Genomic DNA, 23,894 nt, shown 5'->3' on the forward strand with positions numbered 1-23,894 from the left:
GCCTCAGCGTACGGGGCGACCCCCTTAGCAAAGACATCTGCCATCTGGGTCCTTGACCGGTCAACTGACTGGGAAGTGGGCAGTCGGTGGTGCAGCCGACCCCGGCCCCGTCGACGACGACCCAGATGGCCAAGCAGGATCGCAAATTTGCCTTCTCGGCGAACAACCAGCTTGTACCACTCTTAGTAGTAGCTGATAGGCGTGATCTCACACCGCACCATGGGTCCCCGACCCCCGAAATTGGTGAGAGGGTAGGGGGTGACCCGCTGGTAGGCTCCCAGCGGGAAGGGGTGATCAAGCGTGGAGATGTCCGACGATGCCGACGGGTTCGGCAAAGTCTTCGGTGGCGCTTTCGGCAATGCCGGCGCGCGGGCGCGAACGGCGTCGTCCGGCTCCGAGATCCTCGATGCGGGCCAGCTGCTCATCGCCGGGATGCGGCTGACCACCGGGTGGGGTCGGCCCGACCCCGGCGAGGCGTTCGGGCGCGGCGCCTCCGGCTTCACCGACGCCGGCCAGACCGTCGACTCGGCGTACCCCCGGGACGACTGGGCCGGCACCGGTTCGCGGACATACGCCTCCGCGAACCGCCGGCAGTCCGGGTCCGCCGCGTCGCTGGCTGTGCTGGATCGCGACGTGCAGACGGTCGTCGCACGGGAGGCCTTCCAGGTCGACTACCACCGCGGCAAGCTCGATGACCAGTCCGATCATCTGTCCAGACTCGGTTACGCCACCTGGTCGCTGGCCCTGATCCCCGGGGTAGGGAAGGCGCTCAAGGCCGCTGTCGAGATGACCGCCGTCAACACCGCCCTGCTGGTCAGCACCACGGAGCTCGCCAACCTGGCGTCGGAGACCGGTGAGAACGCCGCCGAGCTGCGCCGGCTCGCCGAGGGCTATGCGGCGCTGACCCGTAAGACGGCGCCGCCGCCGCTCCCCGACGAGCCGACGCCGCCCTCGGACGACGTGGAGCGCCGTCGCGTCGACGAGCCGACCCCCGGGCAGCCGTCCGCCCCCGAGCCGGGACCGTCCGTCGGGGGAGCGTCGCCCGCCCCGGCACCGTCTGCACCACCTGCGATGCATTGCTCGCCGACTCCGGGCACCGAGGCCGCGGCCGCCGGACAGGCTGCGCCCTCGCCCGCTGCCGCGGATCCGATGGCCGCGATGTCGTCGGTGTTCGGTGCGGTGGGCGGCGCGATCGGCTCCGCGGTGGCGCCGATCGCCGCGGCGCTGACCGGAGTCGTCAGCGCGGCGGGCCAGGCGCTGTCGGCGACGACGTCGGCGCAGGCCGCCGAGTCGACCGACGGCGCACCGGACGTCGAGAGGGCGACGACCGACGAGGAGCGCACCGACGAACCGGCCGAGCCCGCCCCCGACGACGAGCCGACCACCCCGGCCGCCACCGCGGAACCGGGCGCACCGGTCACGGCGCCGCCGCCGGCGGCCGAACCGCCGCGTGCACCCGCCCCGGCCGCCACCCGCCCGCCGCTGTAACCGAGCAGAGAAGACACCGCCATGTCGTACGACGCCCTCGAGGTGACGACCGCGCACCTGCGCGAACTCGCCGCCAAGCACGGTCAGGCCGCCGCCGAGATGACCTCGGCCACCGCCGCCGTCGCCGGTGCGGACACCCGCATCCGGACGACCCACGGGGTGGTCGCGTGGTCCACGGCGGCGGCGCTCGAGGCGATCCAGCAGGCCCGCGCCGACGCGGCGGCCAGCATCGCCGGGCACTCCCTCGCGCTCGAGGAGAACCTGACCCTCGCCGCGCACCGGTACGAGACCACCGACCAGGCGTCCGCCGAGCGGCTCCGCCGGTGATGGCCAGTCCGTTCTTCGGCGACGCCGAACCCACCCACTTCGACGACGTGGTCGGCGCCGAGGTGACCATCGACGGCATGCTGGTCATCGCGGACCTGCTGCACCTCGTCGACTTCCCGCTGGCTCTGGGGATCCGACCCAACATCCCGTACGAGGACCAGCGCAAGATCGTGTGGGAGCAGGTGACCCGTGACCTGACCGCCCAGGGCATCCTGACCGCGTTCGGGGATCCGCACCCCGAGGTCGCCGCCATGGTGGACGCGTTGAGCAGGCCGGACCGCACGCTGGACTGCCGGTGGTGGCGCCGCGACGTCGGTGGCAAAATGGTGCGCTTCGTGGTGTGTCGTAAGCGGCCTCGCTGATGTTGATGACCTGGGCGCCGATGTTGGCAGCGTGCACGATCGCGCGGGCGAGGCTGCGCAGCGAACCGGCGGTCTGCGTGGCGTTGGGGTCGTTGGGGTCGGTGCGGGTGCCGACCGGTTGGAAGCTGTCCGAGGTCTGCCGCAGCGAGAGGATCCGCGCATCCGGTGCGACGCCGACGAACGCGTCGGTGGGGGCGGGCCGGCCCGCGATGACGGCGGCGGTGAGGGTGCCGTGGGCGTCGCAGTCGGACATGCCGTTGCCGGCCTGATCGACGAAGTCGCCGCCCGGCTCCGCGGGCACCCGTGGTGACCCGTTGACGCCCGTGTCGATCACGGCCACAGTTACCCCGGCTCCCGTGGCGAACCGCTGCGCGTCGGCGAGCCGGAGGTAGTCGCTCGCCCACGGCCGGTCAGCGAAGTTGGAGTTGGGGAACACTGTCGGCGCGGCACAGACCCGCCGCTGCTCCATCGGCTGGTCGGGGCCCGTCTCGTCAGGGGGAACGGCGGCCGGATCGATGACCGGGGGGTCGATGGCGCCCGCACTAGGCGGCGCTACGAGGAACACCAGCGCGATCGCGGCAAACAAGGCACCAAGTCGCCGCACTACTGTCCACCCCCCACCCGGGCTGTCCGGATCCCCGCGGTCCGGCACGTCGTCAGCAAACATAGCGCCGCCCGTCGGGCGGCGCAAAATGTCACGTCGAACGTACTCGGTGCCGGCACATCAGCCAGACTAAGGTCCCCCGGAGGAGGGTCATTCCGCTTTCTTTTCCGCCGAAACTGCGTCCCACGCGGGCCCTACTCGGGCTTCGGCGCGCGGAACGCAGTTTCGGCGGAAGGGGGTGGGTCAGGCGTCGAGGTCCTGCTGCACCAGCTCGGCGATGGTGTTCAGCGCGGCCTCGTCGTCGGAGGCGACGGTGACCTGGGCACCGTTGCCGGCGCCGAGCGTCATGATCATCAGCGCCGAGCCGGCGTCCACCGGCTCACCGCCGTCGACCGACAGGGTGACGGGCACACCGGCGTTGACGACGGCTTCGGCGATGATCGCCGCGGGCCGGGCGTGCAGTCCGATCGATGAGCCGACGATGACGGTCTTGGTGGGCATGAACTCTCCTCTTTCGGTTGTCTGAATCGATGGTCTCAGGCGGCGGCAACGGCGAGCTCGCGCTCGGCCTTCTTGGCGCCGGGCTTGATGAACTGCTTGGCTGCGATGACTGCCACCGCGGCCGCCACCGTGCCGGCCAGCAGCGCGATGACGAAGCCCAGCTTGTTGTCGATGGCGAACAGCACGAAGATGCCGCCGTGGGGCGCCCGCGACGTCGCGCCGAAGGCCATGGACAGCGCACCGGTGACGGCGCCGCCGAACATCATCGACGGGATGACGCGCAGCGGGTCAGCCGCGGCGAACGGAATGGCGCCCTCGGAGATGAACGATGCGCCGAGAAGCCATGCCGCACGGCCGTTCTCCCGCTCGGGCTCACTGAACAGCCCGGGCCGCACCGTGGTGGCCAGCGCCATCGCCAGCGGCGGCACCATGCCGGCCGCCATCACGGCGGCCATGATCTGGATCGACGCGGTGGTCGAGGCCGCCAGGCCGGCGGTGGCGAACGCGTAGGCCGCCTTGTTCACCGGGCCACCCAGGTCGAAGCACATCATCAGGCCGAGGATCACACCCAGCAGGACCGCCGATGTGCCGGACAGCCCGCTGAGCCAGTTGGTCAGGCCGGTGTTGATCAGCGCGAGCGGACGGCCCACCAGGAAGAACATGATCAAACCGACGAACAGTGACGCGCCCAGCGGGGTGATCACAACCGGCATCAAGCCGCGGAACCACTTGGGCACCTTGAGATTGCTGATCCACAGAGCCGCGAAGCCGGCGATGACGCCGCCGACGATACCGCCGATGAATCCGCCGCCGACGAACACCGCGAGCGCTCCGGCGGTGAAACCGGGCGCGATGCCGGGCCGGTCGGCGATCGCGAACGAGATGTAGCCGGCCAGCGCGGGCACCAGGAAGCTGAACGCCAGCCCGCCCAGGGAGAACAGGATCGCGCCCAGGTACTGGGTGAACCCGCCGCTGGGCAGGTTGGTCAACGAGTTGTTCAGCGCGATGATGTTGCCCAGCGACTGCGTGGCGCCGTCAGGCTTGTTCGCGATCTCGTAGCCGGCGAACAGGAAGCCCAGCGCGATCAGCAGGCCGCCCGCGGCGACGAACGGGATCATGTAGCTGACACCGGTCAGCAGGATCTGCCGGGTGCGCGTGCCCCAGCCGACGCCGCCGGCCGGCGCGGAACTCGTCGCGGCGCCGCCGCCTGCGGAGCCCTCGACCCGCGGTGCGTTCGGATCATCGGCTGCGGCAACGGCTTCGGCGACCATCTTGGCCGGCTCGTTGATCGCCCGCTTCACTCCGGAGGCGATCACGGGCTTGCCGGCGAAGCGGCCGCGGTCCTTGACGCCCACGTCGGTCGCGAAGATGACCGCGTCGGCCTTGGCGATGGTCTCGGCCGGCACCGGGGTGCTGCCCGAGGAGCCCTGCGTCTCGACGACCATGGTCACGCCGGCCTCCTTGGCCGCGGCGGCCAGGGCGTCGGCGGCCATGTAGGTGTGCGCGATTCCGGTGGGGCACGCGGTGATCGCGATCAGCGTCTTGGCCGCGGACTTCTCCACCGGCGCCGCGGCGGGCGCCGGGGTGGCCGGGGTGGGCGCCGGGTTGACCACACCGTCGACCAGGCCGACGACCTCGTCGGCCGACGACGCGTTGCGCAGCGCCTCGACGAAGTCCTTGCGCACCAACGCCCTTGCCAGGCTGGACAGCAGCTTCATGTGCTCCTGGCCGCCGGAGTCGGGCGCGGCGATCAGGAACGCGAGGTCTGCCGGGCCGTCCGGGGCGCCGAAGTCCACCGCGGGGCTGAGCCGGGCGAAGCCGATCGTCGGGGTGTCGACGTAGGGGGAGCGGCAGTGCGGGATCGCGATGCCGCCGGGCAGTCCGGTGGCCGACTGCTGTTCGCGCGCCATCGCAGCGCCGACCAGGCCGTCGGCGTCGTTGGTGCGACCCGCCGCGGCGAGGCTGCCCACCATGCGTGCGATGACCGCCTGCTTGTCACCGTCGACGGCGGTGTCGAGCAGAACCAGGTCGGTGGTGATGATGGGTGGTGAGGTGGTGGAGCTTGTCATGGCACTACTTTCGTCGTCGGCGTGTTACTGGGTGGCGGGAATCGGTGAGATGGGCGAGACCTGCACGGCGGTGAGGTCGATCTGGGCGGGGGTCGGCAGCGTGGTGCCGGGCAGTGCCGCGGCCGCGCTGCCGTAGGCCACGGCCATCTGCAGCCGCTGCGGCGGAACGGCGCCGCCGACTTCGGCGCGGACGTAGCCGGCCAGCGACGAGTCCCCCGCGCCCACGGTGCTGCGCGGCACGATCGGCGGCGGGGTCGCCATCCAGGCGCCGTTCGCGTCGACGAGCACCGCCCCCTCGGCGCCGAGGGTGGCGAGCACCGCGCCGATGCCGCGGTCGATGAGTTGACGGGCTGCGGTCACCACCGGCTCCGGATCGCCCTGGGCGACAGCGCTTTCCAAGACCTCGGGGGAGAGGCCGAGCACGCTGGCCAGTTCCTCGGCGTTCGGCTTGATCAGATCCGGGGCGCCGCGCTCGAGCGAACCGACCAGAGCGGCCAGCGGTGCGTCGGAGGTGTCGACGGCGACGCGGCAGGGGCGCGAGGCGAGCAACGCGACGACGTCGCCGTACCAGGACGCCGGCATCCCGGGCGGCAGCGATCCGGACATCACCACCCAGTCCGCGCCGTCGGCGGCGGCGAGCACCGCGTCGGTCAGTGCGCCGACCGTGGCCTCGTCGAGCGTCGCGCCCGGCTCGTTGATCTTGGTGGTGGTGCCGTCGGGCTCGGTGATGGTCAGATTGGTGCGGGCCGCCTCGGCGGTGGGCACGATCTGGAACGACACCGCCGCGGTCTCGAGCGCGGTGATCAACGGGTCGTTGCCGGCCGCGGGCAGGACGGCGAGCGCGTCGAGGCCGGCGAGGGTGAGCGCGCGGGCGACGTTGACGCCCTTGCCGCCGGCCTGGCTGGTGACCGAGGTGACGCGGTGGACGGCGCCGCGCGTCAGCGGGGACGGCAGCGTGACCGTGCGGTCGATGCTCGGGTTCGGCGTGACGGTGACGATCACTGGTGATCTCCTGCGCAGATGATTTCGAGGCCCTGTTCGGTCAGTTCGGCGCGGTCGGCGGCGCTGATCTCGGGGTCGGTGATGAGGGTGTCGACACTGGTGATCGGCGCGAAGCTGACGAAGTCCTCGCGGCCGACCTTGGAGGAGTCCGCGGCGACCACGACGTAGTTGGCCGCCCGCACCATGGCCCGCTTGACCGCCGCCTCCTCGCTGTCGGGGGTGGACAGGCCGTGCCGGATGCTGATCGCGTTGGTGCCGATGAAGGCGATGTCGACGCGCAGGGTGTCGAGCACCCGCAGCGTCTGTTCGCCGACGGCGGCCTGCGTAACTCCGCGCACGCGGCCGCCGAGTAGTTGCAGCGACACGGTGGGCATGGTGGCCAGCCGCGCCGCGATGGGCACCGAGTTGGTGACGACGACGAGTTCGCGGTCGGTCGGCAGGTGCGCCGCGATGCGCATCGTGGTGGTGCCGGCGTCGAGCAGGACACTCGCGCCGCTGAGGGGGAAGAACTCGGCCGCCGCGGCGGCGATGGCGTCCTTGTGCTCGGACCGGGTGACGTCGCGCTCGCCGACGCCGGGCTCGACGAGATGCAGGGCGCGGACAGGGACCGCTCCGCCGTGCACGCGGCGCACGATGCCCGCCTTGTCGAGCACGGCGAGGTCGCGCCGCACGGTCTCGGTCGTCACGTCGTAGGCCTGCGCGAGCTCGGTCACCGAGGCGCGGCCCTTCGCCATCACCAAGGAGGCGATGGCTTGCTGCCGTTCTTCGGGGTACATGGAGCTCCGTTTGTGTTGGGATACGTCCGGTTTGTTGTTGATATGTTTGGTTTTACTCCTGAACGTGTTGACTTGTCAACGGTTTCTTGTAACCTGGTTCACATGACCGCGACGTCTTCGCTCAGCTCACAGAGCGCTTCCCGCCCAGATCCCGGCACCGTGCTGCAGGGGGTTCCCGTCGTCGCCGGCGTGGCCTACGCACCCGTGATCCGCCCCGGCCGGCTCCCCGAAGTCGACGTCAGTGGGCTCCCCGAGGTCGCCGAGGGCGACCGGGCGGCCGAGGGCGAGCGCTTCACCGCCGCGGCGGCGACCGTGGCCGGCCGCCTGCGCGACCGCGCCGCCCACGCCACCGGCGCCGCGTCCGAGGTGCTCGCGGCGACGGCCACGCTCGCGCAGGACCGCGGCTGGCTCGGCGCCGCAGAGAAACGGATCAAAGAGGGCGCCCCCGCGGCCCGCGCGGTCAACGGGGCGATCGACCAGTTCGTCGAGATGTTCACCAAGCTCGGCGGCCTGATGGCCGAGCGCGTGACCGACCTGCGCGACATCCGCGACCGGGTGATCGCCGAACTCAACGGCCTGCCCGAGCCGGGCGTCCCGCTGCCCGACTCGCCGTCGGTGCTGTGCGCGGAGGATCTCGCCCCCGCCGACACCGCGGGGCTCGACCCCGCGGTGATCGTCGCGCTGGCCACCACGCTGGGCGGCCCGACCAGCCACACCGCGATCATCGCGCGCCAGTTGGGCATCCCGTGCGTCGTCGCCGTCCACGGATTGGACGACGTGCCCGCCGGCACGACGGTGCTGGTCGACGGAACCCTCGGCACGGTCACCGTCACGCCTGACGAGTCCGCGGCGCAGGACGCCGTCGCCGAGGCCGCGCGCGTCGCTGCGGCGGCCGCCGACTGGTCCGGCCCGGGCGCGACCGCCGACGGCCACCAGGTCGCCGTGCTGGCCAACGTGCAGGACGGGGCCGCGGCCCGCGCCGCGCGCGAGACCCCGGCCGAAGGGGTCGGCCTGTTCCGCACCGAACTGTGCTTCCTCAACACCGACGCCGAGCCGACCGTCGACGAGCAGGCGCAGATCTACGGCGAGGTGCTCGAGGCGTTCGCGGGCCGCAAGGTCGTGATCCGCACGCTCGACGCGGGCTCCGACAAGCCGCTCAAGTTCGCCGGCCATCCCGACGAGGCCAACCCGGCGCTCGGCGTGCGCGGCATCCGGATCGCGGAGAACAACCCCGGGCTGCTGCACCACCAACTCGATGCGATCGCGGCCGCGGCGGAGAAGTCCGGCGAGCAGCCGTGGGTGATGGCGCCCATGATCGCCACCGCGCAGGAAGCGGAATCGTTTGCCGCACAGGCACGTTCGCGCGGCTTGACGCCCGGGGTGATGATCGAGGTACCCGCGGCGGCGCTGCTGGCCGAGCGGATCCTCGAGCACGTCGACTTCCTGTCGATCGGCACGAACGACCTCGCGCAGTACACGATGGCCGCCGACCGGATGTCGGCCGAGTTGGCCACCCTGACCGATCCGTGGCAGCCCGCGGTGCTCGCGCTCGTCGCGATGACCGTGCGCGCCGGCGCGGCGGTCGGCAAGCCGGTCGGTGTCTGCGGGGAGGCCGCCGCCGATCCGCTGCTGGCGTGCGTGCTCACCGGCCTGGGTGTCACCTCGCTGTCCGCCGCGGCCGCCGCGGTGCAGGGCGTCGGAGCGAAGCTGGCGCAGGTCACGCTGCAGCAATGCCGCGAGGCCGCGGACGCGGTGCTGGGTACGGCGAGTGCCGCCGAGGCGCGGGCCGCCGCCCTGGCTGTCCTGGGCTGAGCGCGCCGGGAGGGCTCCGCAGTTAGGTAAGGCGTACCTATTGTTTCTTAGGTAACCCTCAGCTAATGTCCGGCTGGCATTCACCCTGTGACCAGCTAGAGGAGTCCTTCCGTGCCCTACGTTCTTCCGCTTGCCGTCGGCGGCGCCGCGCCCCGCGCGAACAGATTCGCCGTCGCGAGCGCCGCCATGCTGTGTGCCTCGGCGGTCGCCGTCGCCCCGATGTCATCGATGGTGACCGCGACGGAGATCCAACACCGCGCGGTGCAGTTGACCGCCGCCGCCAACCCGGTGCTCGAGAACCCGCTGGTCGTCTGGCAGAACAACTTCGCCAACACCTTCACCAACGTCAAGACGCTGTTCAGTGCGGTCAGCAGCCAGCCGCTGCCGGTGCTGAACCAGGTGATCGCCAACAGCAAGGACTACCTCGACGCCATCGTCGGCGCCAAGGCCGCACCGGGTCAGCGGCGCGGCACCGGCATCCTCGGCTCGCTGGAGGGCTTGGAGCGCACCGCGACGAACCTGCCGGTGCGGCTGCAGGCGGCAGGCGAGTTCATCAAGCAGGGCCAATTCACCGAAGCGCTGGTCGAACTCAACACCTGGGCGCTGGTGGCACTGGAGAACATCGGCCAGCCGCTGCTGTCGATCCTGACGATCCCCAGCGACATCATGGCCGCGGTCGGGCGGGTCTACGACTCCCTGATCACCCGCGGCACGGCGTCGAATGTCACCCGTGGCCTGCTCGTGCCGGGCATCACCGCCGCCTTCGCGATCGCCAACGTGGCGGACACCATCTACACCGCGGTGAAGGAGGGCAACCTCAAGGACGCGTTCACCGCCGTCGTCAACGCGCCCGGCATCGTCGCCGGCGCGTTCATCAACGGCTACCGGCCGTACTTCGGCAAGGACGCCGACGGCAATCCGATCTACGCCACCGAGGATTTCCAGGGTCTGCTGTCCCCGCGGGGCACCATCGACCAGTTCCTGGTGCGTCTGCCGCAGGCCATCGCGGCCGCGCTGAAGCCGCCGGCCGACACCACCGCCGTGACGACCGTGCCGTCGACGGCCACGCTGGTCGCCGTCGACACCGTCTCGGCAACCGAAAAGTCCTCTGCCGGAGTCAAATTCGAGGACGACGACGCACCGGAATCGCCGTCGGGTGCCGTCGCGACGGACGATGACGAGACGGCGAGCGAGGACGTCACGGAAGACACCGTCACCGAGGACGTCAGCGAGGACACCGACACCGCGGTGACCGAGGACGACGCGACCACCGGGGACGTCGCCACCGACGACGGCGACGCTGCTGCCGATGACGCAGCGGACGACTCGGCCGCCGACGCGTCGACGAAGCCGGATACGGCCGAGTCGGAGAAGGCCGACAAGTCGGAGAAGGCGGACAAGACAGAGAAGGCGGACAAGGCGAGCTCGGACACGTCCAGCTCGGCGTCCGCGGCCGCCTGACGCTGCGCCACCGGCTGGATCAGGACGTCCAGCCGGTGGCCTGCGGCCACGACTCCACGTCGACACCGTCGCGTCGAAGCACCACAGATGAATATCCGCGGTCCGCGGCGATGGCGGTCGTGTCCGCGTAGACCCGCCGGGCTTCCTCTTCGGGACCGGTCACGAGTGACAACTCTTCCGCACCACCGTCGGGGTTACCGCGGTCATAGAGGGTGGCGGCGACGACTTCCCAGATGCTGTTGGCCATGGCGGGGGAGTACCCCCTGAACGTGGGCCTAGTGTGCGTCCAGCGCGCCGATCGGGCCGATTCGGCGATCTGGTCGCGCACCAGCGCTCGGAATGAATCGGACCACGGTCCGGTTAGATGGGGTATGCCCGCGATCACCGCCGACACCCTGACTCTGCCCCGCATCGCCGCCCCGGCCCCCACCGACACCGACCGCCCCGTGCGCTCGGTGACGACCGGACCCCGCGGGTACGAAGGCGAAGGCTTCCCCGTGGTCCGCGCGTTCGCGGGCGTCAGCGCACGCGACCTGGACCCGTTCGTCCACATGGACCAGATGGGCGAGGTCGAGTATCAACCCGGGGAGCCGCGCGGCACCGACTGGCACCCGCACCGCGGCTTCGAGACCGTCACGTACATGATCGACGGCCGCTTCGCGCATCAGGACTCCCACGGCGGCGGCGGACTGATCACCGACGGCGCCACCCAGTGGATGACCGCCGGATCCGGCATCCTGCACATCGAGACACCCCCGGCGGAACTGGTCGAAAGTGGCGGCATGTTCCACGGCATCCAGCTGTGGGTGAACCTGCCGCGCAAGGACAAGTTCGCCGCGCCCCGCTACCAGTCGATCGAGGGCCCGCAGGTCGGTCTGCTCTCCTCCGACGACGGCGGCGCGCTGGTGCGCGTGATCGCCGGGGACATCGACGGCGCATCGGGTCCCGGCGCGACGCACACGCCGATCACGCTGGCGCACGCCACCATCGAACCCGGTGCCCGGCTCAACGTGCCCTGGAACCGCGACTTCAACGCGCTCGTCTACGTCCTGTCCGGCCGCGGTTCGGTCGGTCCCGTCGACCATCCGATCGAGCAGGGTCAGCTGGCCGTGCTCGGCCCCGGCGACCGCATCACGGTCGCGGCCTCGCGGACCCAGGAGTCGCACCGGCCCGCCCTCGAGGTTCTGCTGCTGGGCGGCAAGCCGATTCGCGAGCCCGTGTTCCAGTACGGCCCGTTCGTGATGAACTCCAAGTCCGAGCTCATCGCCGCCGTCGAGGACTTCAACGCCGGCCGGTTCGGGACGATCCCGCCGAACGCGCTGATGCCGCACCGCCCGTCACGCTGAGAGCGGATAGATCAACTCCAGTTCACCGAGCAGCGCTGCGACGGTGAGCAGCGGCAGCGCGGCGGAGATGCCGAGGTCGTCGTCGCGCATCTCCGCACGCAGCGCCCGCACGAAGTCGTCACTGATCGGCGCCCACGGAAGTTCGGGGGGTCGGCCCGCCACGCGCTCGCAGATCGCCGCGGCGTGCTTCTCGACGACCGCGCGCACCTTCGGGTAGGCCGACAGCGGCGGCGGGGTCGGGATGTCGGCGATCAGATCGGCGGCCGCGCGCAACCGGATCGCCCGGTTGAACGAGCGGACCACCGGGGCGCGAAAGTCCGTCTCGGCGCCGCTCTCCGAAAGATACTGCCGCACAGCGTCGTCGATGACGCGTGACGCCGCGAGCGCGTTGTGGCTCAGCGTCGCCACCTCGTCGGTGCGTTCCTCGTACGCACCGCGGGTGATGCGCAGCACCGCCGCCCACAGGTATTGGCCGAAGATCGCGCGTGCCGAGTGGATCGCGCGGGTGACCGAGGCCGTTGCCCCGCGCGGCCACAGCAGCACCGACACCACCACCCCGACCAGCGCGCCGACCACGACGTCCTCGACCCGGATCAACCCCACCTGCCAGCCCGTCGGCACGATCAGGTTGAAGAAGATCAGCACCATCATCGTGAAAGCCGCCTGGGCCGCGGTGAACGACGCGATCTCCGGGACGTAGGCCGATCCGAAGACGGCCAGCGGCATCAGCAGCCACAGCACCGTCGGCTCCACCCCGACCAGGCCGATCAGCAGCGCACCCAGCAGGAAGCCGATCCCGGTCCCGATCACCGCGCGCCACACCCGGGTCCCCGTGCTCAGCGCGCTGCTGCGCAACACCGACAGTGCGCCCAGCACCACCCAGAACCCGTGCTCGACGGGGAACAGATGCGTGATCGCCACGGCGATCGCCAGCCCCAGCCCCGTGCGCAGGCTGTTGCGCACCGCGACCGAGCGGTTCGCCAGGAAGCCCGACGCGATCTGCGCGGCGGCAACGGTTTCCGGGAGCAGCCGGTCCGACGCGCCGGTCGGCGGCAGCCGCCGGCCGAGCGCGCGGGCCCACACCGGCCGGGAGTCCGCGGCCGCGGCGGCCGCGATGATGCGACCGGTCGCGCCGATCATCGCGGCAATGGTGCGCCGCCGCAACAGCTCACGGCCCAACGCGACGGCACGCTCGTCGCCGGGCGCGCTGAGGATCTCGTCGAGATCCTCCCGCCAGCGGCCCCGTGCGGTGGTGCGCAGCACGACCAGAGCCGCTTCGAGTTCGGCCCGGGCCACATCCCGGTCGGCCGGCCGCGAGATCCGGAGCACGGCGGCCGCGCATCGCAGCACCCGCACCACCGCATCCCGGTCGCGCAACGTCACCCCGGTGTCCTGCCCCACCCGCTCGGACACCCACTCCAGGTCGTCGACCACACGCACCAGCGCCCGGCTGCCCGCGGTCAGCCCGACCGGCCGAAAGTCGGCACCCAGGAACGTCTCTCGCAGTGAGTCCATCGCACGGCGCACGTCGTCGGCCGTCGCGACCCCGTCGATCCGGTCGGCCAGGACGCGGCAGGCGCGCGCGGCGCGGCGTCGCAGCTGACCGTGATGACGCGGCGGCAGCACGAACAGCGCGGCCGGCACGCACACGGCCAGCGCGATCGTCCAGCCCAGCAACCGTTCTCCGATCGGGCCCGGCGGCGTGCACGCCGGCAGCACGAAGGTCAACAGCGTCGCCCGCTGCCCCGCGGCGACCGTCTCGCTGAGGACACCGGAGAACGTCACGGCGACCCCGAGCACGAACATCAGCGCCACCGCGGGCCACGGATACGGCGCGATCAGCGTGCCGAGCGTGATGTTGACCATCCCGTTCAAGCCGAGCCCCGCATAGGCGACCGCCCGGTTCTGCCGGTTCCCGGGGAAGTCGGAGAACACGAGCAACGCCACCGAACCGAACAATGTGAACAGCGGTGTCTGCGAATTACCGCCTGCGATCGCGAAACTCACCGCCGCTGCGATCGGCACCACCGTGGCGGCCCGCAGCGCGCGGCGCAGAGCGTCGTTGTCCGGATCGCGCTGATGCATGCGCCGAACGATGCGTCCCCGCACGGTCAGAGTGGGCGCGGTCGTCAATGCGCGAGCACCTTGATGCCGATGACGAGCAGACCCACGCCGATCAACGTGGCCACGGTCAGAATTTGCTGCCACCAGGGCAGCCGCGTGCGGCGCACCGCCAGCAGGGCGATCAGTCCCAGTTCGCCGACGAGAATCCACTTGGCCACCCACATCGCGGTGTCGGTGTCGAGCAGCCCGATGCCCGCGGTCGCCAGGGCGGCCAGGGGCAACACGCTGGCCTGCAGGATCTGACCCGAGGCCTGCAGCATCCGCCAGCGTTCGGATCCGCGCGGCGCCTCCTCGTGCACGGCGAGGTGCGCGACCCAGTCGGCCAGCAGACTCGCCGCCCACAACCCGCCCATCGTGACGGCCACGTCCAGCATCCGGAACCAGCCGCTGGTGTCGTCCTCGGTGTAGCGCGTCAGCACCACCAGCGTCGCCAGACAGGAGATCGCCCCGTAGAGACGTTCGCGCAACATCGACACCACGTGCTCGACGGGCGGCGCCTCGACGTCGTCGTCGGCGGTCTCAGTCACCGTCGGGCACCGACCTGAACCGGCCGGCGTCGAGGCTGTCCAGCAACTGCGTCACGAGCCACTCCAATCCGTCCGGGTTGCGGGGCAGAAGAGCCTGCTCGTAACCCACGAGCAGGTACACCGACCACGATGCGAACATCTCAGCTTGCCGCCTGTTGCCCAGCAGCTGCAACGCCGACTCGAACACCGCGTCGAAGCGCTGATGGTCCACCGCGGCCTGCACCGCCCGCACGTGCGGATCGATCGACCCCCAGACGCGGATCGCCGCCTCGGCGCCGTGCGGCAACTCCAGCGCTCCTTTGATCAACTTGTCCACCCGCCGGCGCGGGTCGGTTTCGTCGCGGACCGCCTCGACGACGCGCACGGTCATCCCCTCGTGCCAGTGCGCGACGAGCTGGCGGGTGAAGTCCGACCAGCTGGAGAAGTAGTGATAGAACGACCCGCTGGTGACCCCCAGCCGCTGGCACACCTCGGCCAGCTTCAGCCCGCCGTAGCCGAGCTCGGCGAGCACGTCGAACCCAGCGTTGAAGAACGATTCCCGCGACCCGACCGCCCCCATAGCCAAACCCTAGTTCGACGGGGCCCGATACCGGCGGTCCGTCGGCCCGGAACTCGCCGCCAGTGTGTGGTCGAACTTTGCTGAGACGGCGGGTCGGGAGCGCGGAGCAGACCGAGTGCCGTCGGGACTGGTGACGTGTGGCACAATTTCACAATGCCGTATACGGCGAGTAGAGGTCCGGGTCGCCCTCCCGCAGCGAAAGCCGCCGAGACGCGCGAGCGCATTCTGCATGCTGCTCGCGAGGTTTTCAGCGAACTGGGATACGACGCCGCGACGTTCCAGGCCATCGCGATCCGCGCCGACCTGACCCGTCCGGCGATCAATCACTACTTCGCCAGCAAACGCGTGCTGTGGGCCGAGGTGGTCGAGCAGACCAACACGTCGATTGTTAGCGCAGGCGTGGCGCGCGCGCACGAGCGCACCGGACTGGTCGACCGACTGGCGGCGTTCCTGTCGGCCACGACGCAGGCCGACGCCGACGACCGCTCAGCCGCGGCGTTCCTGGTCACGTCCGTGCTGGAGACCCAGCGTCACCCGGAACTGGTCAGCGACGAGCACGACCCGCTGAAGAACTCGCGGGCGTTCGTGACCTGGGCCGTCAACGATGCGATCGAGCGCGGCGAACTCAGCGGCGACACCGACGTCAGCCACCTGGTGGAGATGCTCGTCGCGGTGCTGTGGGGCATGGGCTTCTACGCCGGGTTCGTCGGCGACGGGGCCGCCCTCGGCGCGGTCGTGCACAAACTCGAACTGCTGCTGGCCAACAAGCTCTGGCATCTGGCCTAGTCACCGCGCTGTGGCGTGGACCACACCCCGGCTGAGCGCGGGCAGTCGATAGATAGACTTTCGAAGTATGAGCTCTCTGCGCACTGACGACGACACCTGGGACATCACCTCCAGCGTCGGCGCCACCGCTGTCATGGTCGCCGCCGCCCGAGCCGCCGAGACCGAGCGTTCCGACGCGCTCATCCGTGACCCCTACGCCAAGATCCTGATCGCCGACGCCGGCACCGGGGTGTGGGGCCTGATGCTCGACGACGACTTCGTCACCACCGTCTCCGCGTCCGACCCCGAGGTCGCCGCGATGTTCGAGAACATGAAGAACTACCAGGCCGTGCGCACCCACTTCTTCGACGCGTACTTCGCCGCCGCGGTCGACGCCGGCATCCGGCAGGTCGTGATCCTGGCGTCCGGGCTGGATTCCCGCGCCTTCCGGCTGCCGTGGCCGGCCGGCACCACGGTCTACGAGATCGACCAGCCGAAGGTGCTCGAGTACAAGGCCGAGACGCTCGCGGCCCACGACGTCAGCCCGTCGGCCGACCGCCGGGCGGTGGCGATCGACCTGCGGCAGGACTGGCCGACCGCCCTGACCGACGCCGGGTTCGATCCCGCGCAGCCGACGGCCTGGCTGGCCGAGGGTCTGCTGATGTACCTGCCCGCCGACGCCCAGGACCGGTTGTTCGGCCAGATCACCGAGCTGAGCGCACCGGGCAGCCAGATCGCCGCCGAGTCGATGGGCCTGCACGCCCCCGACCGCCGGGAGCGGATGCGGGAACGGTTTGCCCGGATCACCGCGCAGTTCGACGTCGAGCCGATGGACATCACCGAGCTCACCTACGACGACGCCGACCGCGCCGAGGTCGCCGACTGGCTGAACGCCCACGGCTGGCAGGCCCAGGCGATCGCCTCGCAGGACGAGATGATCCGGCTCGACCGCTACATCGAGATCGCCGACAACGACGGCGAGTCCTTCTCGACCTTCACCACCGCCGTCCGGCGCTGAGCGGCGCGGCTGCCCAGCCGCCTGTTCACCAACCGGATGGTTGGCTACGATTCGGGTACTCCGCAGGTCAGATGAAGGAGACCCGTCATGACCACTGATTCCGCCGTCCCCGTCGACCTGGGTGCCGCCACCCCCGACATCCCGGCGACCGTGCGACGTCTGCGTGAGACGTTCGCCTCGGGCCGCACCCGCAGCGTCGAGTGGCGCAAGCAGCAGCTGCACGCTCTCGAGCGGTTGATGACCGAGAACGAGGGCGCGATCGCCGACGCGCTGGCCAAGGACCTGGACCGCAAGCCGTTCGAGGCGTGGCTGGCCGACATCGCCAGCACCGCCGGCGAGGCGGCGTCGGCGGCCAAGAGCGTCGGCAAGTGGACGAAGCGCCGCTACCGCATGCTGGAGTTCTCCCAGCTGCCCGGTCGCGGGTGGGTGGAGTACGAGCCGTACGGCACCGTGCTGATCATCGGTGCCTGGAACTTCCCGTTCGCGCTGACCCTCGGCCCGGCCGTCGGCGCGATCGCGGCCGGCAACACGGTGGTGCTCAAGCCCTCGGAGATCGCGCCGGCGTCTTCGGCCCTGATGGCCGAACTGGTTCCGCGGTATCTCGACAACGACGCGATCACCGTCATCGAGGGCGACGGCGCGGTCAGCCAGGAGCTCATCGAGCAGGGCTTCGACTACCTGCTGTTCACCGGCGGCACCGAGATCGGCCGCAAGGTCTACCAGGGTGCGGCCGCGCACCTGACGCCGGTGACGCTCGAACTGGGCGGCAAGAGCCCGGTGATCGTGTCGGCCGACGCCGACGTCGAGGTCGCCGCCAAGCGCATCGCGTGGACCAAGCTGATCAACTCCGGGCAGATCTGCATCGCGCCGGACTACGTGCTCGCCGAGGCCCCGATCCGCGATCAGCTGGTCGACAAGCTGCGCGAGGCGGTCGCCGAGTTCGAGGCGGGCAACCCCGGCGGGAAGCGCATCGTCAACGAGCGCCACTTCGACCGCCTGACCAGCGCGCTGGCGGCCACCAAGGGCACCGTGGCGGTCGGCGGCGGCTCCGACGCCGCCACCATCAGGATCCAGCCGACCGTCGTCGTCGACCCCGACCCCGCCGAGCCGCTGATGACCGACGAGATCTTCGGCCCGATCCTGCCGGTCGTCACCGTCGGATCCCTGGACGAGGCAATCGCTTTCGTGAACTCGCGGCCCAAACCGCTGGCCGCCTACCTGTTCACGAAGACCAAGGCGGTGCGGGAGCGGGTGATCAAGGAGGTCGCCGCCGGCGGCATGGTGATCAACCATCTGCTGTTCCACTTCGCCACGCACAAGCTGCCGTTCGGCGGCGTCGGCCCCTCGGGCATGGGCGCCTATCACGGCAAGTACGGCTTCGAGGAATTCAGCCACCGCAAGACCGTGATGACCAAGCCAACCCGACCCGACGTCGGCGCCTTCATCTATCCCCCGTATACAGAGAAGGCTTGGAAGCTCGCCAGACGGCTTTTCTAGGAAAGGGAATCGTCATGCCAGGAGTGCAGGATCGGGTCATCGTCGTCACCGGCGCCGGAGGCGGTCTCGGACGCGAATACGCGCTGACACTCGCCCGCGAAGGCGCCAGCGTCGTCGTCAACGATCTCGGTGGCTCACGCGACGGCACCGGCGCCGGCCACAACATGGCCGACGAGGTGGTCAAGGAGATCAAGGACGCCGGCGGTCGCGCAGTCGCCAACTACGACTCCGTCGCCGAGCCCGAGGGCGCGGCCAACATCATCAAGACCGCTGTCGACGAGTTCGGCAAGGTCGACGGTGTGGTCAGCAACGCCGGCATCCTGCGTGACGGCACGTTCCACAAGATGGAGTTCGCCAACTGGGACGCCGTGCTCAAGGTGCATCTCTACGGCGGATACAACGTGATCCGGGCGGCGTGGCCGCACTTCCGCGAGAGCGGCTTCGGCCGCGTCGTCGTCGCCACCTCCACCAGCGGTCTGTTCGGCAACTTCGGTCAGGCCAACTACGGCGCCGCCAAACTCGGCCTGGTCGGCCTGATCAACACGCTGGCCCAGGAGGGCGCGAAGTACAACATCAAGGCCAACGCCATCGCCCCGATCGCGGCCACCCGGATGACGCAGGACATCCTGCCGCCCGAGGTGTTCGAGAAGCTGACGCCGGAGTACGTGGCGCCCGTCGTGGCCTACCTGTGCACCGAAGAGGTGCCCGAGACCGCGTCGGTGTTCATCGTCGGTGGCGGCAAGGTGCAGCGGGTGGCGCTGTTCCAGAACAGCGGCGTGACGTTCACCGAGGTGCCGTCGGTCGACGACGTCGCGGGCCGCTGGGGCGAGATCGCCGACCTGTCGGCGGCCGAGCGCGCCACGTTCAGCCTCGGCTGAGGCCGATGAAAGCGCTTCTCGCGCAGGAGCTGTCAGGCCCTGCGGGGTTGGTGTACACCGATGTGCCCGACCCCGCGGGCGACGGCAACGTGGTCATCGACGTGCGGGCCGCCGGGGTGTGCTTCCCGGATCTGCTGCTCCTCCGCGGTGAATACCAGATGCGCCTGGACCCGCCGTTCATCCCCGGCATGGAAGTCGCCGGGGTGGTCCGGTCGGCGCCCGAGGACTCCGGTTTCGCTGCCGGACAGCGGGTTTCGGCGTTCACGATGCTCGGCGGATACGCCGAGCGGGTCGCGGTGAACCCCGGCAGCGTGGTCGCCACACCGGAAGACGTCGACGACGCGTCCGCAGCGGCTCTGCTGGGCAACTACTACACGATGTACTTCGCCCTGCAGCGCCGGGCGGCGCTGCGCGCCGGAGAGACCGTCCTGGTGCTCGGGTCGGGCGGCGGCGTCGGCACCGCCGCGGTACAGATCGCGAAAGCGATGGGCGCCACGGTGATCGCGATGGTGCACCGCCCGTCTGCCATCGAGTTCGTCGAGTCCCTCGGCGCTGATGCGGTGCTGCCGCTGAGCGACGGGTGGCTGGACGCGGCCAAGCAGCACACCGGGGGTCGCGGCGTGGACGTCGTGGTGGACCCGATCGGCGGCTCGGCGTTCGACGACGCGGTCCGCGCGATGGCCACCGAAGGACGGCTGCTGGTCATCGGCTTCGCCGCCGGCGGGATCCCGACGGTCAAGGTGAACCGGCTGCTGCTGCGCAACGTCAGCGTCGTCGGCGTCGGCTGGGGCGAGTTCGTCAACCGGACCCCCGGCGCGCAGGCCGAGGTGGGCGCCGGGTTGGCGGGACTGGTCGCCGCCGGGCTGAGACCTCCTGCGCCGGTGCGGTTTCCGCTGTCGGCCGGCGCCGAGGCGCTGCAGAGCCTCGCCGACGGCGGTGTCGCGGGCAAACTCGTGCTGGAGCCATAGGTGGTCCGCGCACTCGCCTTCGACGTGTTCGGCACTGTCGTGGACTGGCGCTCGAGCGTCACCGCCGAACTCGAGCGCTTCGGCGCCCGGTACGGAGTCGAGCGTGACTGGCCGGCGTTCGCCGACGCGTGGCGGGCCGGCTACTCACCGGCGATGGACCGGGTGCGCCGCGGCGAACTGCCGTGGACCCGCATCGACGACCTGCATCGCGGCCGGCTCGTCGAGCTGCTCACCGACGCCGGCATCACCGTCGACGACGCCGAGATCGACGACCTGAACCGCGCGTGGCACCGGCTGGACCCGTGGCCGGATGCGGTGGCGGGGCTGACCCGGCTCAAGGAGCGGTTCGTCATCACCACGCTGTCCAACGGGAACGTCTCGCTGCTGACCAACATGGCCAAGCGCGCCGGCCTGCCGTGGGACTGCGTGCTGTCGGCGGAGATCTTCCGGCACTACAAACCGGACCGCGAGACGTACCTCGGGTGCGCGGAGATCCTCGACGTGGCACCCTCGGAACTGATGATGGTCGCCGCGCATCCCTCCGACCTGCGCGCCGCGCGGGATGCCGGACTGCGAACCGGTTTCGTGTTCCGACCCGCCGAGCACGGCCCCGACCGCACCCTGCGCCGGCCGGCCGCCGACGAATTCGACATCATGGCCGACGATTTCGGTGATCTCGCCGACCAACTCGGTTCCTGAGAGGACGTAGCGCCATGCCAGTTGCCCTACCCGACGCCCTGCTCGAGCTGCTCCGCAAGCCCAGCCCGTGCTTCGTGGCGACGCTGATGGCCGACGGTTCCCCGCAGCTCACCGAGACGTGGGTGACCACCGACGGCGAGCACGTCGTGCTCAACATCGTCGGCGGCATGCAGAAGGAGCGGAACCTGCGGCGTGATCCGCGCATCGCCGTCAACGTCGCCGATCCCGACGACGTCGCCCGCTTCTTCGAGGTGCGCGGCCGGGTGGTGTCGATGACCAGCGAGGGCGGCAAGGAGGGCATCGACGAGTTGTCGCAGAAGTACCTCGGCATCCCGTACCCGTACTTCAGCGGGAACCCCGACGAGACCCGGCTGGTCGTCACCATCGAGGCCGACAAGGTCAACACCCCGATGCGGGGCTGAGGAATGAGTGCCGGCGGGATCGTCCTCGTCGGGCTGGTGATCGCCATCGGCCTGGTGGGGATCATCGTGCCGATCCTGCCCGGCGGGGTGCTGGTGATCGCGGCGATCGGGGTGTGGGCCTACGTGGTCGGCACCGCGACGGCGTGGGTGACTTTCGGGATCGCCGCGGCGTTCTTCGCGGCGGCCGCGGTGATCAAGTACACCTGGCCCGCCCGGCGCATGCGCGACGCGCAGGTACGCACCTCGGTGCTGGTGGTCGGTGCGCTGGCCGGCATCGTCGGGTTCTTCGTGATACCGGTCGTCGGCCTCCTGGTGGGCTTCGTCGGCGGGGTGTTCGCCGCAGAAATGGCCATGCGCCGCAACCTCACCCGGGCATGGGCCTCGACGGTGCACGCGATCAAGGGTGTCGCGCTGTCGGTGGGCGTGGAGCTCACCGGGGCGCTACTGGCGACGGTCACTTGGGCCGTCGGGGTGTATCTGACGGTGTGAGCGCCTCGAGTGCACGCATTCTGACGGAAATTGGCGATTTTCCGTCACAAAGCGTGCACTGGGCGCTGCGGTAGCGCTTCAGCCGTGCAGGGCGGTGCGCAGCCGCTCGATGTCGGCGTCGGTCAGCCCGGTCGCCTCGAGATAGCCACGCAGCGAACCGAATTCGTCGTCGATGGTGCGCCGCGCGGTCTCCAGGTACTCCTCGCGGACGCCGAGCACCGAGTCGGTGAGCCGCGCCTCGGCGAGTTCGAGCACCTCCGGCGATTCGGCGGCCCGCTGCCGCACCGTCTCCAGGATGCTCTCGCGCAGTCGCGGAACCGCGGCGTTGCTGCGCAGGTAGTCGGCCATGATGGCGTCCCGGTCCACCCCCGCGGCCTCCAGCACCGTCGCGATCGCGAAGCCCGTGCGGTCCTTGCCCGCGAAGCAGTGCGCCAGCACGCTGCGGCCCGAACCCAGCAGCGTCACCACCCGGTGCACCGCGCGCTGCGCCAGCGGCGCAGCCGCGATGCGGCCGTACTCCTCGGTCATGTAGCGCGCGGCGGCGTCGGCGACCGACATGCCGTCGGGCTTGTCGGTCATCATCCGCTGGAACGCGTGCTCGTGCGGCGCCTCGTCGTCGGACGCGGAGGTCTCGACGAACGGCAGATGATGGATGTCGACGCCCGCCGGCACCAGGCCCGGCCCGTGCCGCTCGAGTTCGCGCAGCGTCCTCAGGTCCGCGACATCGGTGACGCCGTATCCGCTCAGCGTGCTGCGGCCGTCGTCGTCGAGCTTCGACAACTCGCTGGCGCGGAAGAACCTCCCCGGTGCGATCCCGGTCTGCTCGGAGACGTCACGGAAGTTCCACGCGCCGGAGAGTTCGTCGCCGACCGACGCCACTAGCGCGTCACCGCCGCGGCAAGGGGTGACTTCTCCCTGCCGAGCTCGGCGCGCGCGATGGTGCGCATGTGCACCTCGTCGGGACCGTCGAACAGGCGCATCGCGCGGTGCCAGCCGTACATGCGGGCCAGCGGGAAGTCGTCGGACACCCCGGCTCCGCCGTGCACCTGGATGGCCCGGTCGAGCACGTCGCAGGCCACCTTCGGGGCCACCGCCTTGATCTGCGCGACAAGCACCTGGGCGTCCTTGCTCTTGTTGCCGTGCTCGTCGATGGTCCACGCCGCCTTGTGACACAGCAGCCGGGTCTGGTCGATCTGATTGCGCGACAACGCGATCGACTCCCGCACCACGCCCTGCTCGGCCAGCGGCTTGCCGAACGCGATCCGCTTCTGCACCCGGTCGATCATCAGCGCCAGCGCCCGCTCGGCCACGCCGATCGCCCGCATGCAGTGATGGATGCGCCCCGGCCCCAGCCGTGCCTGCGCGATCGCGAAACCGCTGCCCTCCTCGGCGAGCAGATTCGACGACGGCACCCGCACGTTGTCGAACGTGATCTCGCAGTGGCCGTGCTGGTCCTGCCAGCCGAACACCGGCAGCGAACGCTCGATCGACACCCCGGGAGTGTCGGTGGGCACCAGGATCATCGACTGCTGCTGGTGGCTGGCTGCGTCCGGGTTGGTCCGGCCCATCACGATGAGGATCGTGCAGCGCGGATCAGCCGCCCCCGAGATCCACCACTTGCGGCCGTTGATGACGTAGTCGTCGCCGTCGCGCAGCATCGTGGTCTCGATGTTGCGGGCGTCGCTGGAGGCCACGGCGGGCTCGGTCATCGCGAACGCGCTGCGAATCTCACCGGCCAGGAGCGGCTCGAGCCACTGCTCCCGCTGCTCGGGCGTGGCGAACAGGTGCAGCGTCTCCATGTTGCCGGTGTCGGGCGCCGCGCAGTTGGTGACCTCGGGCCCGATCTCCATGCTCCAGCCGGTCAGCTCGGCCAGCGGGGCGTACTCCAAGTTGCTCAGGCCGGACTCGGCGGGTAGGAAAAGGTTCCACAGCCCGCGCTCCTTGGCCAGCTTCTTGAGCTCCTCGATGACCGGCGGCACCGTGTGGTCGTCCCGGCCCGCCTCGAGGCGGTAGCGGTCGTACGACTCTTCGGCCGGAATGACGTGCTCGACCATGAAATCGGTCAACCGCTGGTGGTAGTCGGCCGCCTTGGCAGACATCGCGAAGTCCATGACCGCCACGATATGACACCTGTCGAAGACGGCGGCGTGGAGGCGGTCAGGACTGCCTGCTCACGGCGCATGCCTGCCAGCTCGTACGA

The 23,894-nt window shown here is 70.4% G+C and carries 23 protein-coding genes and 2 pseudogenes; 14 read left to right on the top strand and 11 right to left on the bottom strand.

What is annotated here, in order from left to right:
* The first annotated feature begins 306 nt into the window (after positions 1-306).
* From MCHLDSM_RS35150 to MCHLDSM_RS25645, 3 genes and pseudogenes are all read left to right on the top strand, one after another.
* Positions 307-1,488, top strand: coding sequence for an EspA/EspE family type VII secretion system effector (locus tag MCHLDSM_RS35150; RefSeq protein ID WP_234714212.1), 1,182 nt, complete (start codon positions 307-309; stop codon positions 1,486-1,488).
* Between the two features lie 21 nt (positions 1,489-1,509).
* The gene (locus MCHLDSM_RS25640; protein ID WP_048472553.1) at positions 1,510-1,815 is read left to right on the top strand and encodes a type VII secretion target; all 306 of its coding nucleotides are present in this window, start codon (positions 1,510-1,512) and stop codon (positions 1,813-1,815) included.
* Positions 1,815-2,174, top strand: a pseudogene (locus tag MCHLDSM_RS25645) (ESX secretion-associated protein EspG); the annotation flags it as partial. The gene MCHLDSM_RS25640 and the pseudogene MCHLDSM_RS25645, both read left to right, overlap by 1 nt.
* On the opposite strand, the pseudogene MCHLDSM_RS36605 reads toward MCHLDSM_RS25645, so the two are convergent.
* The 5 genes and pseudogenes from MCHLDSM_RS36605 to MCHLDSM_RS25670 all read right to left on the bottom strand — a co-directional run.
* Positions 2,164-2,781: pseudogene (locus MCHLDSM_RS36605) on the bottom strand (S8 family serine peptidase); the annotation flags it as partial. The pseudogenes MCHLDSM_RS25645 and MCHLDSM_RS36605 overlap by 11 nt on opposite strands.
* Before the next feature lie 243 nt (positions 2,782-3,024).
* Positions 3,025-3,282: an HPr family phosphocarrier protein gene (locus MCHLDSM_RS25655; protein WP_048472555.1), complete on the bottom strand. Its 258-nt coding sequence runs from the start codon at positions 3,280-3,282 to the stop codon at positions 3,025-3,027.
* 35 nt (positions 3,283-3,317) lie between these two features.
* Positions 3,318-5,351, bottom strand: coding sequence for a PTS fructose transporter subunit IIABC (locus tag MCHLDSM_RS25660; RefSeq protein WP_048472556.1), 2,034 nt, complete (start codon positions 5,349-5,351; stop codon positions 3,318-3,320).
* Positions 5,352-5,375: 24 nt separating this feature from the next.
* On the bottom strand, positions 5,376-6,353 hold the full coding sequence (locus MCHLDSM_RS25665; protein WP_048472557.1) for a 1-phosphofructokinase family hexose kinase: 978 nt from the start codon (positions 6,351-6,353) through the stop codon (positions 5,376-5,378).
* The gene (locus MCHLDSM_RS25670) at positions 6,350-7,129 is read right to left on the bottom strand and encodes a DeoR/GlpR family DNA-binding transcription regulator (protein WP_048472558.1); all 780 of its coding nucleotides are present in this window, start codon (positions 7,127-7,129) and stop codon (positions 6,350-6,352) included. Before MCHLDSM_RS25670 ends, MCHLDSM_RS25665 begins: the two co-directional genes overlap by 4 nt.
* Positions 7,130-7,171: 42 nt before the next feature.
* Between MCHLDSM_RS25670 and ptsP the strand changes: the two genes are divergently transcribed.
* Both ptsP and MCHLDSM_RS25680 read left to right on the top strand, forming a co-directional pair.
* Complete coding sequence (gene ptsP / locus MCHLDSM_RS25675) at positions 7,172-8,941, top strand: phosphoenolpyruvate--protein phosphotransferase (RefSeq protein WP_048472559.1); 1,770 nt, start codon at positions 7,172-7,174, stop codon at positions 8,939-8,941.
* A 111-nt stretch (positions 8,942-9,052) separates the two neighbouring features.
* Entirely contained in the window at positions 9,053-10,402 is a 1,350-nt protein-coding gene (locus MCHLDSM_RS25680) for a hypothetical protein (protein WP_048472560.1), read from the top strand.
* A gap of 19 nt (positions 10,403-10,421) precedes the next feature.
* Here MCHLDSM_RS25680 and MCHLDSM_RS25685 read toward each other — a convergent pair whose 3' ends face one another.
* Positions 10,422-10,649, bottom strand: a complete 228-nt coding sequence (locus tag MCHLDSM_RS25685) for a hypothetical protein (RefSeq protein WP_048472561.1) — start codon at positions 10,647-10,649, stop codon at positions 10,422-10,424.
* Positions 10,650-10,773: 124 nt separating this feature from the next.
* Here MCHLDSM_RS25685 and MCHLDSM_RS25690 point away from each other — a divergent pair, with 124 nt between their 5' ends.
* Positions 10,774-11,748, top strand: a complete 975-nt coding sequence (locus tag MCHLDSM_RS25690) for a pirin family protein (RefSeq protein ID WP_048472562.1) — start codon at positions 10,774-10,776, stop codon at positions 11,746-11,748.
* On the opposite strand, the gene MCHLDSM_RS25695 is transcribed toward MCHLDSM_RS25690, so the two are convergent.
* From MCHLDSM_RS25695 to MCHLDSM_RS25705, 3 genes are read right to left on the bottom strand one after another with little or no spacing between them, the layout of a single operon-like run.
* Entirely contained in the window at positions 11,740-13,833 is a 2,094-nt protein-coding gene (locus tag MCHLDSM_RS25695) for an FUSC family protein (RefSeq protein ID WP_048472981.1), read from the bottom strand. The genes MCHLDSM_RS25690 and MCHLDSM_RS25695 overlap by 9 nt on opposite strands.
* A 44-nt stretch (positions 13,834-13,877) precedes the next feature.
* Positions 13,878-14,342 (bottom strand): hypothetical protein, encoded by a 465-nt coding sequence (locus MCHLDSM_RS25700; RefSeq protein WP_109777972.1) that lies wholly within the window; start codon positions 14,340-14,342, stop codon positions 13,878-13,880.
* Positions 14,343-14,391: 49 nt separating this feature from the next.
* The gene (locus tag MCHLDSM_RS25705; RefSeq protein ID WP_048421029.1) at positions 14,392-14,958 is read right to left on the bottom strand and encodes a TetR/AcrR family transcriptional regulator; all 567 of its coding nucleotides are present in this window, start codon (positions 14,956-14,958) and stop codon (positions 14,392-14,394) included.
* 153 nt (positions 14,959-15,111) lie between these two features.
* On the opposite strand from MCHLDSM_RS25705, the gene MCHLDSM_RS25710 reads away from it, so the two are divergent.
* The 8 genes from MCHLDSM_RS25710 to MCHLDSM_RS25745 all read left to right on the top strand — a co-directional run bounded on the left by MCHLDSM_RS25710 (position 15,112) and on the right by MCHLDSM_RS25745 (position 21,694).
* On the top strand, positions 15,112-15,744 hold the full coding sequence (locus tag MCHLDSM_RS25710) for a TetR/AcrR family transcriptional regulator (RefSeq protein WP_048421030.1): 633 nt from the start codon (positions 15,112-15,114) through the stop codon (positions 15,742-15,744).
* 67 nt (positions 15,745-15,811) lie between these two features.
* Positions 15,812-16,741, top strand: a complete 930-nt coding sequence (locus tag MCHLDSM_RS25715) for a class I SAM-dependent methyltransferase (protein WP_048472564.1) — start codon at positions 15,812-15,814, stop codon at positions 16,739-16,741.
* A gap of 87 nt (positions 16,742-16,828) precedes the next feature.
* Complete coding sequence (locus tag MCHLDSM_RS25720; protein ID WP_048472565.1) at positions 16,829-18,238, top strand: aldehyde dehydrogenase family protein; 1,410 nt, start codon at positions 16,829-16,831, stop codon at positions 18,236-18,238.
* A gap of 14 nt (positions 18,239-18,252) precedes the next feature.
* A complete protein-coding gene (locus MCHLDSM_RS25725) occupies positions 18,253-19,116 on the top strand; it encodes an SDR family oxidoreductase (RefSeq protein WP_048472566.1) in 864 nt (287 codons plus the stop codon).
* A gap of 5 nt (positions 19,117-19,121) precedes the next feature.
* A complete protein-coding gene (locus MCHLDSM_RS25730) occupies positions 19,122-20,084 on the top strand; it encodes an NADPH:quinone oxidoreductase family protein (RefSeq protein ID WP_048472567.1) in 963 nt (320 codons plus the stop codon).
* Complete coding sequence (locus tag MCHLDSM_RS25735) at positions 20,085-20,783, top strand: haloacid dehalogenase type II (RefSeq protein WP_048472568.1); 699 nt, start codon at positions 20,085-20,087, stop codon at positions 20,781-20,783. It abuts the gene before it with no gap.
* Positions 20,784-20,797: 14 nt separating this feature from the next.
* Complete coding sequence (locus MCHLDSM_RS25740) at positions 20,798-21,205, top strand: PPOX class F420-dependent oxidoreductase (protein ID WP_048472569.1); 408 nt, start codon at positions 20,798-20,800, stop codon at positions 21,203-21,205.
* A 3-nt stretch (positions 21,206-21,208) separates the two neighbouring features.
* Positions 21,209-21,694 (top strand): DUF456 domain-containing protein, encoded by a 486-nt coding sequence (locus MCHLDSM_RS25745; protein WP_048472570.1) that lies wholly within the window; start codon positions 21,209-21,211, stop codon positions 21,692-21,694.
* Positions 21,695-21,772: 78 nt separating this feature from the next.
* Here MCHLDSM_RS25745 and MCHLDSM_RS25750 read toward each other — a convergent pair whose 3' ends face one another.
* Positions 21,773-22,573, bottom strand: coding sequence for a tyrosine-protein phosphatase (locus MCHLDSM_RS25750; protein WP_048472571.1), 801 nt, complete (start codon positions 22,571-22,573; stop codon positions 21,773-21,775).
* Positions 22,573-23,805, bottom strand: a complete 1,233-nt coding sequence (locus tag MCHLDSM_RS25755; protein ID WP_048472982.1) for an acyl-CoA dehydrogenase family protein — start codon at positions 23,803-23,805, stop codon at positions 22,573-22,575. The genes MCHLDSM_RS25750 and MCHLDSM_RS25755 overlap by 1 nt, the downstream gene beginning before the upstream one ends.
* Between the last annotated feature and the right edge of the window lie 89 nt (positions 23,806-23,894).

The organism is Mycolicibacterium chlorophenolicum, from assembly GCF_001044235.1.
In the GTDB taxonomy this organism is placed as follows: domain Bacteria; phylum Actinomycetota; class Actinomycetes; order Mycobacteriales; family Mycobacteriaceae; genus Mycobacterium; species Mycobacterium chlorophenolicum.